Origin of the sequence: Streptomyces sp. NBC_00510, assembly GCA_036013505.1 — a bacterium.
Taxonomy (GTDB): Bacteria; Actinomycetota; Actinomycetes; order Streptomycetales; family Streptomycetaceae; genus Actinacidiphila.
On the sequence record CP107851.1, the window covers coordinates 2,209,182 to 2,222,408 of the forward strand.

At 74.9% G+C, this 13,227-nt stretch carries 8 protein-coding genes; 3 read left to right on the forward strand and 5 right to left on the reverse strand.

Annotated features, from left to right (window positions below):
* Nucleotides 1–9: 9 nt before the first annotated feature.
* The 4 genes from fusA to OG937_09885 all read right to left on the reverse strand — a co-directional run bounded on the left by fusA (nucleotide 10) and on the right by OG937_09885 (nucleotide 9,299).
* Nucleotides 10–2,025: an elongation factor G gene (fusA, locus tag OG937_09870; protein WUD71980.1), complete on the reverse strand. Its 2,016-nt coding sequence runs from the start codon at nucleotides 2,023–2,025 to the stop codon at nucleotides 10–12.
* 460 nt (nucleotides 2,026–2,485) lie between these two features.
* Nucleotides 2,486–6,256, reverse strand: a complete 3,771-nt coding sequence (locus OG937_09875) for a helix-turn-helix domain-containing protein (GenBank protein WUD71981.1) — start codon at nucleotides 6,254–6,256, stop codon at nucleotides 2,486–2,488.
* Between the two features lie 216 nt (nucleotides 6,257–6,472).
* Complete coding sequence (locus OG937_09880; protein WUD71982.1) at nucleotides 6,473–7,984, reverse strand: NlpC/P60 family protein; 1,512 nt, start codon at nucleotides 7,982–7,984, stop codon at nucleotides 6,473–6,475.
* 205 nt (nucleotides 7,985–8,189) lie between these two features.
* The gene (locus OG937_09885) at nucleotides 8,190–9,299 is read right to left on the reverse strand and encodes an FAD-dependent monooxygenase (GenBank protein ID WUD71983.1); all 1,110 of its coding nucleotides are present in this window, start codon (nucleotides 9,297–9,299) and stop codon (nucleotides 8,190–8,192) included.
* A 70-nt stretch (nucleotides 9,300–9,369) separates the two neighbouring features.
* On the opposite strand from OG937_09885, the gene OG937_09890 reads away from it, so the two are divergent.
* Both OG937_09890 and OG937_09895 read left to right on the forward strand, forming a co-directional pair.
* On the forward strand, nucleotides 9,370–10,050 hold the full coding sequence (locus OG937_09890) for a TetR/AcrR family transcriptional regulator (protein ID WUD71984.1): 681 nt from the start codon (nucleotides 9,370–9,372) through the stop codon (nucleotides 10,048–10,050).
* A 240-nt stretch (nucleotides 10,051–10,290) separates the two neighbouring features.
* The gene (locus OG937_09895; protein ID WUD71985.1) at nucleotides 10,291–10,827 is read left to right on the forward strand and encodes a GNAT family N-acetyltransferase; all 537 of its coding nucleotides are present in this window, start codon (nucleotides 10,291–10,293) and stop codon (nucleotides 10,825–10,827) included.
* 19 nt (nucleotides 10,828–10,846) lie between these two features.
* Here the strand turns inward: OG937_09895 and OG937_09900 are convergent, their stop codons facing one another.
* Nucleotides 10,847–11,425: a TetR/AcrR family transcriptional regulator gene (locus OG937_09900; protein WUD71986.1), complete on the reverse strand. Its 579-nt coding sequence runs from the start codon at nucleotides 11,423–11,425 to the stop codon at nucleotides 10,847–10,849.
* 299 nt (nucleotides 11,426–11,724) lie between these two features.
* Between OG937_09900 and OG937_09905 the strand changes: the two genes are divergently transcribed.
* Nucleotides 11,725–13,170 (forward strand): MFS transporter, encoded by a 1,446-nt coding sequence (locus tag OG937_09905; GenBank protein ID WUD71987.1) that lies wholly within the window; start codon nucleotides 11,725–11,727, stop codon nucleotides 13,168–13,170.
* Nucleotides 13,171–13,227 lie beyond the last annotated feature (57 nt).

A 13,227-nucleotide genomic window follows, 5' to 3' on the forward strand; every position in this document is an offset into this window, starting at 1 on the left:
GCGCGCCGGCTAGCGGGTCACCGTGCCCGCGGGGGCCGGGGCGTACCCGGCGGGGCGGGTGGTGAAGGTGCCGCGGCCCTGGGTGCGGCTGCGCAGGCGGGTCGCGTAGCCGAACAGTTCGGCCAGCGGCACCGTCGCCGTGACGACCGCCGTGCCGGAGCGCGTCGTCGAGCCGGTGACGCGGCCGCGGCGGGCGGCGAGGTCGCCGAGGACGGTGCCCACGGCGGCGTCGGGGACGGTGACCGTGAGCTCGACGACCGGTTCGAGCAGGGCCATGACGCCGCTGCGCAGCGCCTCCCGGAGCCCGAGGCGGCCCGCGGTGCGGAAGGCCGTGTCGGAGGAGTCGCGGGAGTGCGTGGCGCCGTCGGTCAGGGTGACCCGCACGCCCGTGACGGGGTGGCCGCCGAGGGGGCCCTCGGCAAGGGCGTCCCGGCAGCCGGCCTCGACCGCGCGGACGAACTCCTTCGGCACCCGCCCGCCGACGACCGTCGAGGCGAACGCGAACGCGGACTCCCCGTCCGGCTCGACGTCCAGGACGACGTGCGCGAACTGCCCCGCGCCGCCCTCCTGTTTGACGTGCCGGAAGACCATCCCCGACACGCCGCGCACGAGTGTCTCCCGGTAGGCGACCTGCGGCCGCCCGACGCGGACGTCCAGCCCCCGCTCGCGGCGGATCTTCTCCACCGCAACCTCCAGGTGCAGTTCGCCCATGCCGGACAGGACGGTCTGCCCCGTCTCGGGGTCGGTCCGCACGGCCAGCGAGGGGTCCTCCTCGGCCAGCCGGGCCAGGGCCACCGCCAGGCGGTCGGTGTCGGTGTTGCGGGCGGCCTCGACCGCGACGAAGACGACGGGCTCGGCCACGGACGGCGGTTCGAGGACCAGGGGTGCCCCCGGGGCGCACAGGGTCGCGCCCGCGGCGGCGGACTTGACCCCGACCACCGCGACGATGTCCCCGGCGACCGCGGCGTCGACGTCGACGTGCCGGTCGGCCTGCACCCGCAGGATCCGGCCGATCCGCTCGGTGCGTCCGGCGCGCGTGTCCAGCACGGCGTCCCCCTTCCTGATCGTCCCCTCGTACACCCGCAGGTAGGTCAGCCGCCCGGTGGCGGTCACGTTCACCTTGAACACCAGCGCCGCGAACGGCGCAGCGGGGTCGGCCGCCTGACGTACCGCCGGGACGTCCAGCGGTGACGGCAGGTAGTCGACGACGGCCTCCAGGAGCGGCTCAATCCCGCGGTTGCGGTACGCCGAGCCGCACAGCACCACGACGCCGTCGCCCGACAGCGTCAGGTCGCGCAGCGCGGAGCGCAGCGTCGCCTCCGACAGCGCCGACCGTTCGCAGAACTCCTCGAACGCGGCCGGGTGCAGCTCCGCCACCGTCTCCTCCAGCGCACGGCGGCGCCGCACCGCCTCCTCGCGCAAGTCCTCCGGCACCGGGCCCTCGGCGTACGTGCCGTGGCCGTCGGCCCACATCAGGGCGCGCATGCGCAGCAGGTCCACGACGCCCGTGAAGGCGTCCTCACGCCCGATCGGCAGCTGGACGACGAGCGGCACGGTGTGCAGCCGCTCGCGCAGCGAACCGACGGCGGCGTCGAGGTCGGCGCCGGCGCGGTCCAGCTTGTTGACGAACGCGATCCGCGGCACGCCGTGCCGGTCGGCCCGCCGCCACACCGACTCGCTCTGCGGCTCCACGCCCGCGACGGCGTCGAAGACGGCGACCGCGCCGTCCAGGACGCGCAGGGAGCGCTCCACCTCGTCGGAGAAGTCGACGTGGCCCGGGGTGTCGATCAGGTTGAGCCGGTGGCCGTCCCAGTCGCAGCTCACGGCGGCGGCGAAGATGGTGATGCCGCGGTCGCGCTCCTGCGGGTCGAAGTCGGTGACGGTCGTGCCGTCGTGGACCTCGCCGCGCTTGTGGGTGGCGCCGGTGAGGTAGAGGATCCGTTCGGTGACGGTGGTCTTGCCCGCGTCGACGTGGGCGAGGATGCCCAGGTTGCGGACGGCGGTCAGCGGATTGACGGTGCGCATGGCCCGGTGGCCTTTCGGGTGATCCGGAGAGTGGGCGGCGCGATTCCCGGACGAGCCGGCCCGCGTGCGGGCCGTGGCGATGCCCCCGTGCACGTCGGACCGGGGCGCCGAGGCAGGGCGTACCCGGCCGTCGGCCCCGGCTCCGCTGGTGCGGGTTGCGGGCGTGCGGGGGTCAGATGGTCGTCGCGGACTTCCGGTGCCGGCCGCGCAGCGGGCACCGGGCCTGCGAAGACACCAGGATCACCTCATGGCGTGACGGGGGCACGACGGCTGCGGTGCGGCAACGCACGGCCGGGCTCCCTTCGTTCGTCACGGAGCGCGCCACGGTGTCGGGCGGCGCGCGATCAACGCGAGTGTAGTGAGCGGGACGGGATGGGGGCACCGGGTTTTCCGGGGGCGGGCCCTGAACCGTCCCGGCCGCCTCACCCCCGGGCGCCGGCCCTCGGGAACCCCCCGGAGCTCAGCCGCTGGACGAACCGCACGCACCCGGCCAGGCGTAGCCGGGCAGCAGGTGCCGCCAGCGGGCCGGGACGGAGGGGCCGGCGAGGCGGCAGAGCACGGCGGTGCGGTGGTGGACGTCCGGGTCCCAGAGGCGGATCGTGCCGTCGTTGCCGGCGCTGGCCACGGTCGCGCCGTCGGGGCTGAAGGCGACGCTCCACGCGGCGCGGGTGTGCCCGGTGAGGGTGGCGGTCAGGCTCCGTGCCGCCGGGTCCCACAGCCGCACGGTGCGGTCGTTGCCGCTGCTGGCGAGGGTGCGGCCGTCGGGTGAGAAGGCGACGCCCCGGACGGACCCGGTGTGGCTGGTGAGGACCCCTGCGGCGCGGACCCGGGGGACGTCCCACAGGCGGACGGTGCCGTCGTTGCCGCTGCTGGCGAGGGTCCGGCCGTCCGGGGCGAAGGCGACGCCGCGTACGGAGCCGGTGTGACCGGTCAGGACGTCCGCGCGGCGCCCCGTCGCGGGGTGCCACAGACGGAGCGTCAGATCGTCGCTGCCGCTGGCCAGCAATCGGCCGTCGCGGCTGAAGGCGAGGCAGTTCACGAAGTCGGTGTGCCCGGTGAGGGTGGCCGTGCGGCGCCCGGTCGCGGTGTCCCACAGGCGCACCCTGCGGTCGGCGCCGCCGGTCGCGAGGGCGCGCCCGTCGGGGCTGAAGGCGACCGCGAAGACGGCGCCGTCGTGGCCGCGCAGCACGGCGCGGCTCCGTCGGGTCCGGGTGTCCCACAGCCGTACGGTGCGGTCGGCGCCCGCGGAGGCGAGCAGCCGGCCGTCGGGGCTGAAGGCGACGTCGTAGACGGGGCCGCTGTGCCCGGTGAGGGTGTACGCGGGGGCGTGGCGCGCCATGTCCCAGACCCGTACGGTGCCGTCGCCGCCGGCGGAGGCCAGGGTGCGCCCGTCGGGGGCGTAGGCGGCCTTCCACACCTCGGTGACGGGTGAGGCGCCCAGCGTGCTGCGGCTGAGGTCCCACAGGACGACGGTGCGGTCGAAGCCCGCGGTGGCGAGGAGGTCGCCGTGGGCGGCCACGGCGACGGAGAGCACGTAGTCGGTGTGGCCGGTGAGGGTCTCGACGGGCAGGTGGGTGTGGACGTCCCAGCGGATGACGGTGCCGTCGCCGCCCGCGGAGACGACCGTGTGGCCGCCGGGCCCGAAGGCGAGCCCGTTCACGTCGTCGTCGTGCCCGGCGAGGGTGGTGGTGCGGCGCGGCGCGGTGACGTCGCGCAGGCGCACGGTGCGGTCGGCGCCGCCGCTGGCGAGGGTGCGACCGTCCGGGCTGAAGGCGAGGGCGAGCACGTCGCCGCTGTGGTCGCGCAGCACGGCCGTGTTCCGGCGGGTCCGGGTGTCCCACAGGCGCACCGTGCGGTCGGCGCCCGCGGAGGCGAGCGTCCGGCCGCCGGGGCGGTAGGCCAGCGCGAGGACCTCATCGGTGTGCCCGGTGAGGACGGCCTTCCGGCGTCCGGTCGAGGCGTCCCACAGCCGTACGGTGCCGTCGGCTCCGGCCGAGGCCAGCGTGCCGCCGTCGGGTGCGAACGCCACGGCTCGCACAGGTCCTTGATGTCCCGTCAGCACGGCGACCGTCCGGCGTTCCGGCACGGACCACAGCCGCAGGGTGCCGTCGGAACTCGCCGAGGCCAGCGTGCGGCCGTCCGGGGAGAAGGCGACCGACCGGACGGGGCCGCGGTGGCCGGTGAGGACGCCCGCCGCGGTCCGTCCGGCGACGTCCCACAGCCGTACCGTCCGGTCGGAGCCCGCCGACGCCAGCAGCCGGCCGTCCGGGGAGAACACCACGGCGTTCACGGCGGCCGTGTGGCCGGTCAGCCGCCCGGCGAAGGCGTTGGCCTGGGTGCTGAGCAGGGCGCTGCGGGCCTCGGTGGTGGGGGCGGTGCGGTAGGCGGCCTCGGCCAGCAGCATCGCGGCCTCCGGCCGCCCGGCGGCCAGTTCGGCGGAGCGGGCGGCCATCGCCTGGGAGAGCGCCGTGGCGCGCTGCCGGTCGGCGCCGAGCCGCTGCTCGACGGCGACGCCGCCCGCCAGTACCGCCAGCACCAGCAGGACGGCGAGCACGACCAGCCCGGTCCGCTGCTGCCGGGCCCGGCGCCGTACGAGGGTGCGCCGCAGGTCCTCCTCGTGAGCGGCCGCGGCGAGGAAGTCCGTCTCCACGGGGGCGAGTTCGCCGTCGCGGCGGCCGGGGCCCGCGGCCCACTCGCGGGCGGCGGCCAGTCGTGTGCCGCGGTGGAGCAGGGCGGGGTCGCGGTCTTCGCGTTCCCATTCGCGCGCGGCCGCGGCGAGTTGCTGGTGCAGCAGCAGGTCGGCGCGGGCGGCGTGGATCCAGGTGCGCAGGCGCGGCCAGGCCCGCAGCAGCGCCTCGTGGACGATCTCGACGTGGTCGGTGCCGACGGTCAGCAGGCGCGCGGCGACGAAGGAGTCGAGCGCGGTGCGGGCGGCGGCGGTGTCCGGCAGCCCGTCCAGCAGGTCGGCGGTGTCGCGGGGGCGCCGCGACTGCTCGTTGTCCTCGCCGACCCGGACCAGCCGCAGCAGCAGTCTGCGGGCGGCCAGTTGCTCGGCCGGGGACAGGGCGGTGAACAGCGCCTCGGCGGCGGTGGCGACGGAGCCGTGGATGCCGCCCGCCGCGAGGTAGCCCTCGACGGTCATGGTGCGGCCCGCGCGCTGCCGCCAGGTGGCCATCAGGGCGTGCGCGAGCAGCGGCAGCGCCCCGGGGTCGCCGCCGGGCCGGACGGCACCCGCCGGGTGCCCCGGGGAGGCCGGGGACTCGGCGGCGCCCAGGTCCCGCAACAGGACCTCCACCAGGCCCGGTTCGAGCTCGGTGCCCTCCTCACGCGCCGGGCGCACGATGCATTCGCGCAGCTCGTCCGGGCTCATCGCGCCCAGCGCGAACAGCCCGTCGCTGATGACGGGGACGAGCGCGGGGTACTCCAGGCAGCGTCCGGTGACGTCGGCCCGGATCCCGAGGACGACGAGGGCGTCACCGGACGCGGCGAGCCCGGTGAGGGCGGCGATGAAGGAGCGCCGCTCGGCCTCGTCGTCGCAGAGCGTGAACGTCTCCTCGAACTGGTCCACCACGACGACGCATCCTCCGCGCGGCGCGGCGACGAGGGCGGCGGCACGTGCGGAGGGCGGCGCCTGTTCGCCCGGGTCCCGCGGCGTTCCGCCCGCGGCGGGCTCCAGCGCCTGCTCCAGCGCGTGCCCGAGAGAGTCCAGGGGCCGCGCGGTGGGGGTGCAGAAGGCGACCGGCCACCGGCCGTACGGGCCGTCGGCCAGGGCGGGGAGCAGCCCGGCCCGCAGCAGCGAGGACTTCCCGGCCCCGGAGGGGGCGACCACGGCCAGCGGGCCCTGGCCGGCCCGTCGCCCGAGGCGTTCCACCAGGTCCGCGACGGCGCGTTCGCGGCCGAAGAAGCGTCCCGCGTCCTCGGTGCCGTAGGCGGACAGCCCGGGATAGGGGCAGGGTGACGCCTCGTCATCGGCCCCTGACAGCCGGGCACTTCGCGGCCCGGACTCGGGCGGCAGCAGGGCGAGCAGTGTCCCGCCGGCCTCCAGTGCCTCGTCGCAGCGCCGGGCGACGTCGGCGTTGACCGGCTTGCCGCCCGTCTCGATCTTGCTCAGGTACCCCTTGCTGTAGTGGGTGCGCCGGGCCAGCGCCGACAGCGACAGGCCCCGCTCCAGGCGCAGTTCGCGCAGTGCCCGGCCGAAGGGCTCGATCGGCCTGTGTGGTGTCCGGTCCATCCCGTCCCCGCCGCGTACGGCGCGGAGGGCGCCGTCCCCTGTCCCCGGCCGCCTCGCCGGCGTGCCCGTCGGAAGGTGAGGAGTGCGCGGGGCGGGGCGTGGTTCCCAGGGTCGCGGGAGAAGGGGTGCGCACGGTCGAGAAATGGCCACGGGCCGGCGGGCCCCACCGCCCCCGTGAGCGGTGGGACCACGCCGGCCGTGGCGGACCGGGGTCGCTCAGATGGCGCCGCCCGGGGCGCCGCAGCTCGGCACGCCGGACAGCCAGGCGTCCCCGCGCATGTAGATGTTGGTGATCCAGCCCTGGTACTGCGGGAGGTACGACCAGACGTCGTTGGTGTACCCCTCGGCCGTCACCTGCTCCGCGTGCTTCTGGCAGGACACCGCCACGTTGGTCGGACCCGCCAGCCGGGCCACCACGGCGGACCCGGCGGAGGGGTAGCTGTGGATCGCCACGCCGGTGCCCCAGGTGCCGTACGGGCTCGCCCCGGCCGGCGTGGAGGTGCCCTTGCCGTCGCAGGCGGGGACCCCGGCCAGCCAGGCGTCGCCGCGCATGTAGATGTTGGTGACCCATCCGCCGTACTGCGGCAGGTAGGACCAGGCGTCGTTGGTGTACCCCTCGGACGTCACGGTCTGCGCGTGCGTCTGGCAGCTCACGGCGACGCTCGTCGGGCCGGCCAGCCGGGCCACCGTGGTGCCGGTGGTCGTGGACGGTTCCGAGCGGACCGCCACGCCGGTGCCCCAGGTGCTGTAGGCGCCGCCCTGCGAGACGTCGCCGCCGCCCCCGGAACCGGTCTGCGGGTCGTAGGCGGAGCCGGTGCAGGCGGGCACCTCCGGCAGCCAGGCCGGCCCCCTCAGGTAGATGTTGCTGATCCAGCCGCCGCGGTTGGACAGGTACGTCCAGGCGTCGTTGGTGTAGCCCTCGGCGGTGACGGTCTCCCCGTGCTGCTGGCACGTGGCGTACACCAGGTCCGGCCCGGACAGCCGGGTCACCAGCGCCGCCGTCTTGTTGGGGTGCTGCCGTACGGCCACGTCGGTGCCCCAGGTCACCTGGAGGGTGCCGTCGTAGCCGGGTGGCTCGGTGAAGGGGCCGCCCTGCGGCATGCGCGCCACCCCGACCAGGCGGTTGTTGTCGATGCGCGCGTTGATGTCGATCACCCGCATGGGGCGCTGCGACTGGTACGCCTCCACGACGTAGCCGCCGCCGAGGTAGAGCATCACGTGGCTGATGCTTTCTACCGTGCCGCCGACCCCGGTGAAGACGATGTCCCCGGGCTGCAGGTCGGAGACGGCCGGCTTGCCGCCGCCGCTGCCGTGGACCGCCTGGTAGGTGCGCCCGGCGCTGCGGTACATCGCCTCGGCGGTGCCGCCGCCGAGGATGTCCCACCCGACGGCCTTGTACCAGGCCCAGCGGACGAACCCCGAGCAGTCGAAGCCGCGCGTGTACGGGTCGTTCCAGGTCTCTTCCAGGTCGTGGATGTCGATGGTGCCGTAACTGATGCCGGGCGCAGGACCGTGCCCGCCGCCCCACGTGTACAGCGTGCGGTTGCGCCACTCCTGGCAGGCCGCGTCCACCGCCCGGTGTGCCTCGTCGGAGGCGATGCCCTGCAGGCTGCACCAGTTCTGCTCCCCGGTCCCGGCCGCGTGGGCGGCGGCGGCCGGGACGAGCGCGAGGAGCAGGGCGGTCACCACGGCGGCGACCAGCCCGCCTCCCCAGCGTCGTGCTCTCATGCGGTCTTCCCCCAAAGACGGGGCGGCGCCCGGCGCCGCCCTCGGTCGCGTGTCGGCCCTCACGGTGACCCCGGACGGACCGCCGGCACCAGGGGTTTCCCGTTTCCTCTTCGCCTCCCGGCCGGAAAACCCCTGGTGGATGGGGTCGGCCGCGCCGGACCGATCGGACCTCGGTCGGGCCGTACCACCGCGTATTCGGTCGCGTTCAGCCGGGTTGGAAGAACGCGAGCATCTTCTTGCCTGCGTCCGGCGACATCAGCAGTTCCTGTATGTCCGCGGACATCCGGGCGGCAGCGCTGGTGCGTTCGAACATCTCGCGCTCGTACTCCTCGACGGCGGCGGGGAAGTCGTCCGGGTGCGCGGCCAGCGCGAGACCGAGCAGGGCGCCGTCGAGCAGCGCCATGTTGGCGCCCTCTCCCACCGGCGGCATCAGGTGCGCGGCATCGCCGACCAGCGTGACGTCTGGCGTCGACGGCCAGGTCAGGCCGACGGGGAGAGTGGTGATCGACCGCGGTACGACCGTGTCGTCGCAGGCCGCGATCAACGCGGTGAACCGCGGGTCCCAGCCGGGGAGCAGGTCGATCAGCCGCGCCCGGGCGGCGGCCGGGTCGTCGAACGGGATGCCGCTGGTGGCGAACCAGTCCTGGGGGGTGTTGTAGAAACTGAGGCCGATGCGAACGCGGCCGTCGCCGTTGCGCTGCGCCGCCAGGGACAGTCCGTTGCCGAGCACCCAGTAGTTGCCGCGCCCGACCATCGCCGCGAGGTCGGGGTGCGTGCGGTCGATGTCGGGGATGCCGACCTCGACGACGTTCTGGCCGATGTGCGCCGGGCGGGCGTCGGTGAGCAGCGGGCGGACCCGGGACTGCGCGCCGTCCGCTCCGACCAGCAGGTCATACGTCGCGCTGCTGCCGTCGGCGAAGTGCAGCAGGCCGTTGCCGGCGGATGTGAACGCGTGCCCCCAGCGCACCACGTCGTCGGGGAGGGAATCCAGCAGCAGGTCGCGCAGATCGGCGCGGTCGACCTCGGGTCGCTCGAGCGGGGCGTCGTCGGGCGTGTCCTCCTGGAGCAGCAGGGTGCCGTCCGGCTCGAGAAGACGCATGTCCTGGCCTTCACCACGGGCGATCGCGTGGAACCGGTCGATCAGACCGGCCTCGCGCAGCGCCCGCTGGCCGGAGTGGATGTCGAGCATGCCGCCCTGACCGCGCGCACCGCGTGACGACTCACGTTCGTACACGACGCAATCCATGCCGTTCACGTGCAGCACACGGGCGAGAGCCAGGCCGCCGAGGCCGGCTCCGACGATGGCGATGGTCATGGTTGCTCCTTCTCGATACACCGTACTGATCGATACACTGTATCGACCGATGCGATGTATGGTGAGCGGCATGTTGGTGTGGGAGAGGCCGGAGCCACCGAATCGACCTGTGCCCGCCCCGTTGAGCCGGGAGCGGATCGTGCGAGCGGCGATCCAGCTGGCCGACGCGGAGGGCCTGGACGCGGTGTCGCTGCGCAAGGTCGCCACCGCGCTGGACGTCCGTCCGATGCGGCTGTACGGCTACATCGCGAGCAAGGAGGAGTTGCTCGACCTCATGGTCGACGCCGTCCACGCCGAGATCCGGCCGGTCGGGGACGGCTGGCGGGAGGTGCTCCGCTCGCTCGCCGAAGCCACTCGGCACGCCGCCCACGAGCACGAATGGCTCGCCGATCTCCTGGGTGGCCGACCCCAGCTCGGGCCGCACGCGCTGGCCACTGGCGAGACCGTGGTGGCCGCACTGGGCGGCGTCGACGTGGACGCCGTCATGCCGGTGGTCGCCGCGGTCAACGCGTACGCGATCGGCGCGGTACGCCGTGAGGTCGCCGAGCGGCGTGCCGAGCGGGCCACCGGGATGGACCAGAAGCGTTGGCAGGCCTCACTCGGGCCCTATCTGGAGCGGACGTTCGCCACCGGCCGATTCCCCGCACTGGCCACGGTGGTGCGCGATGCCGCCCACCTGGACGCCGACCACACCTTCCGGACCGGCCTCGACTTCCTGCTCGACGGCATTGAGGCCCGCATCTCAAGGTGACGCGCGGCCGCAGCGGGTCCGCGCAGGGCGTCGGTTCATGTGCGGGTCGTGCGCACGAAGTCCTCCGGTAATGGGGTGGATTGCCCGCACCGGGGAGCCGGCGCCCGCGTCACGGCGGGCACTTGTCTTGATCTCGCCGTACGGGTGCCGCTCCCGGGCGAACGGGCCGCCGCCACCCAGGGGGTTTCCCGGCGGTTTCCCGTTGCCCGCGCGACGGGCCACCTGTGGTTGCATTCCCGGGTGGACGAGGCGACGGCAGGTGCGGCGATCCGGGTCCGGCGGCGGGAGGAGGGCGACCTCGACGCGTGCGTGCGGGTGCTCGCCGCGGTCCACGACCGGGACGGCTACCCGGTCGACTGGCCCGCCGCACCGGCCGCGTGGCTCTCCGCGGCATCGCTCGCCGCGTGGGTCGCCGAATCGGACGGTGTCGTGGTGGGCCACGTCGGCCTCGGGACGGGCACCGGGAGCGACGCCGCGCCGGGCCTGTGGAGCGCACGCGAGGGCGCGGGCGCCGGACCGACCGCGGTCGTGGGCCGACTGTTCGTCGCGCCGGGGACCCGGGGCCACGGCATCGGGGCCCTGCTGATGGCCGCGGCCGTCGAGGAGGCGCGACTGCGGGGCCTGCACCCGGTGCTCGACGTCGTCGCGTCGGACACGGCCGCGGCCGCCCTGTACGAGCGGCTGGGATGGACGCTGCTGGCCACCGTCGAGCAGCGGTGGGGCCCGGACCGGCGGGTGGCCGTCCGCGCCTACGCCGCGCCGCGACCGGGCGGCTGACCGGCGCGTCCGCCGCGGTTCAGCGGCGGACGCGGACGCCGTCGAGGGCGACGGAGAGGATGCGGTCGCGCTGGGCGTCGTCCGCGAAGTGCGTCGCGGAGATGCCGGAGACCATGCGGAGCAGGTCGTCGAAGGAGATGTCGGCGCGTGCCTCGCCGGCCTGCTGCGCGCGGTCGAAGAGCGGGCCGCCGGCCTGGAACATGGAGTCGCGGCAGGCCAGGAAGACGTCGGACTCGTTGTTGAGGGCCTCGCGGATGGCGCGCTTGGTCACGGTGTAGTCGACGAAGCGGCCCAGCCAGGAGGTGAGCGCCTCCCACGGCTCGCGGTCGGCGACCTCCTGGGCGACCCGGCACAGGTCGTTGACCTCGTCCGCGTAGACGGACTCGAAGAGGTGCCGCCGGGTGGGGAAATTCCGGTAGAGGGTGGCGATGCCCACGCCGGCGCGGCGGGCGATGTCCTCCAGCGAGGCCTCGGCGCCGTTCTCGGCGAAGGCCTCGCGGGCGGCCGCGAGCAGGGCGTCGTAGTTGCGCGCCGCGTCCCTGCGGTGCGGGCGCTGGGACGCGACGATCGCGCTGACGGGGAACGTGTCGGCCGTCACTGCTGCCTCCTGACCGGAACGTTTGAAGTGGAGGGTGGCCTCCGCTACAGTGGAGGCATACCTCCACTTTACCAGTCGGGGTGTCGTTCCCGTCGCCGCGTGCCCGGCACGCGGCGGTCAGGCGTACGCACCCCGGTGTGACCCCTTCCACGGGCCCTGCGCCGACGCATCGCCCGTCCCCCGACTTTCCCCGGCGGCCGCCGCGCGCGGTCACCGTCTCCCAGGCTGCCCACGCGGCCCGTACGACCACGGCCGGACGGTCCCGGCCACGCCCCCGTTCGGAATCGGAGAGGCTTTCCATGCCACGCAAGTCCACCCGCCTCACCTTCGCGGTCCTCGCGACCGGTGCGGGCGTGTTCTCCATGCTCCAGTCGCTGATCGCGCCGGCCCTGCCGACCGTCCAGCACGCCCTGCACACCTCGCAGTCCACCGCGACCTGGGTGATGACGGCCTACCTGCTGTCCGCCTCGGTCTTCACCCCCATCCTCGGCCGGGTCGGCGACCTGGTCGGCAAGAAGCGCACCCTCGTCGCCGTCCTGGTGGTCCTGACGCTCGGCTGCCTGCTCGCCGCGCTCGCGCCGTCCATCGGCGTACTGATCATCGCCCGCGTCATCCAGGGCATCGGCGGCGCGCTCTTCCCGCTGTCCTTCGGGATCATCCGGGACGAGTTCACCGCGAGCGAGGTGGGCCCGAGCATCAGCAACCTGTCCGCCGTCATCGCCGCGGGCGGCGGCGTCGGCATCGTGGCGGCGGGCCCGATCGTCTCGGCGCTCGACTACCGCTGGCTGTTCTGGCTGCCCGTCGGCGTCGTCGCGATCACCGCGCTGATCGCCTTCCGCTACGTGCCCGAGTCCCCGAGCCGGGCCGAGGGACGCGTCAACTGGCTCGGCGCCGTCCTCCTGTCGGGCTGGCTCGTGGCGCTGCTGCTGCCGCTCAGCCAGGCCACCCAGTGGGGCTGGACCTCCGGCCGCGCCCTCGTCCTGTTCGCCGCCGCGGTCGTCCTGTTCGCCCTGTGGCTGACGGCCGAGGCCCGTTCCCGCCACCCCCTGATCGACCTGCGCATCATGCGGCTGCGCGCCGTGTGGACCACCAACGCCGCCGGCCTCCTCTTCGGCGCGGGCATGTACTCGATCTGGTCCTTCCTCCCCGGCTTCGCCCAGACCCCGAGCGCCGCGGGCTACGGCTTCGGCGCCAGCGTGACGGGGGCCGGGCTGCTGATGCTGCCGATGCTGGTGGCGATGTTCCTCTCCGGCGTCCTCAGCGGCCGCCTGGAGCCCGTGGTCGGCGCGAAGCGCCTGCTCACGGCGGGCGCCGCGCTGGGCGCCGTGGCCTGCGGATTCCTCGCCGCCTGGCACGACCAGCAGTGGCAGGTGGCCTTCGCGGCCGGCATCTTCGGCCTCGGCATCGGCCTCGCCTTCGCCTCGATGGCCAACCTGATCGTGCGCAGCGTCCCGGCCGAGCAGACCGGCGCCGCGAGCGGCATGAACGCCAACATCCGCACCATCGGCGGTTCCATCGGCGCCGCGGTCACCAGCGTGCTGGTCACCAGCCGCCTCCAGCCCTCCGGCCTGCCCTACGCCTCCGGCTACACCCACGCGTTCAGCCTGCTGGCGGTGCTCTGCCTGGCGGCCGCCCTGGCCGCGCTCCTCGTCCCGGTCCACCGCGCCACCGCCCGCCACGCCGCGGCCGCGACCGCGCCGGCCCCGGCGGAAGCCGAACCCGTGGCGTCCGGCGCCCGCGGCTGACGGACACCCCCCGGGCGGGTGCGGCGCCTCACGCAGGCCGCCGCACCCGCCCGCGCC

Bases quoted from the DNA above. Each gene is read 5' to 3' on its own strand.
- fusA (WUD71980.1), bottom strand. From the start codon at position 2,025: ATGCGCACCGTCAATCCGCTGACCGCCGTCCGCAACCTGGGCATCCTC.
- OG937_09875 (WUD71981.1), bottom strand. From the start codon at position 6,256: ATGGACCGGACACCACACAGGCCGATCGAGCCCTTCGGCCGGGCACTG.
- OG937_09880 (WUD71982.1), bottom strand. From the start codon at position 7,984: ATGAGAGCACGACGCTGGGGAGGCGGGCTGGTCGCCGCCGTGGTGACC.
- OG937_09885 (WUD71983.1), bottom strand. From the start codon at position 9,299: ATGACCATCGCCATCGTCGGAGCCGGCCTCGGCGGCCTGGCTCTCGCC.
- OG937_09890 (WUD71984.1), top strand. From the start codon at position 9,370: ATGTTGGTGTGGGAGAGGCCGGAGCCACCGAATCGACCTGTGCCCGCC.
- OG937_09905 (WUD71987.1), top strand. From the start codon at position 11,725: ATGCCACGCAAGTCCACCCGCCTCACCTTCGCGGTCCTCGCGACCGGT.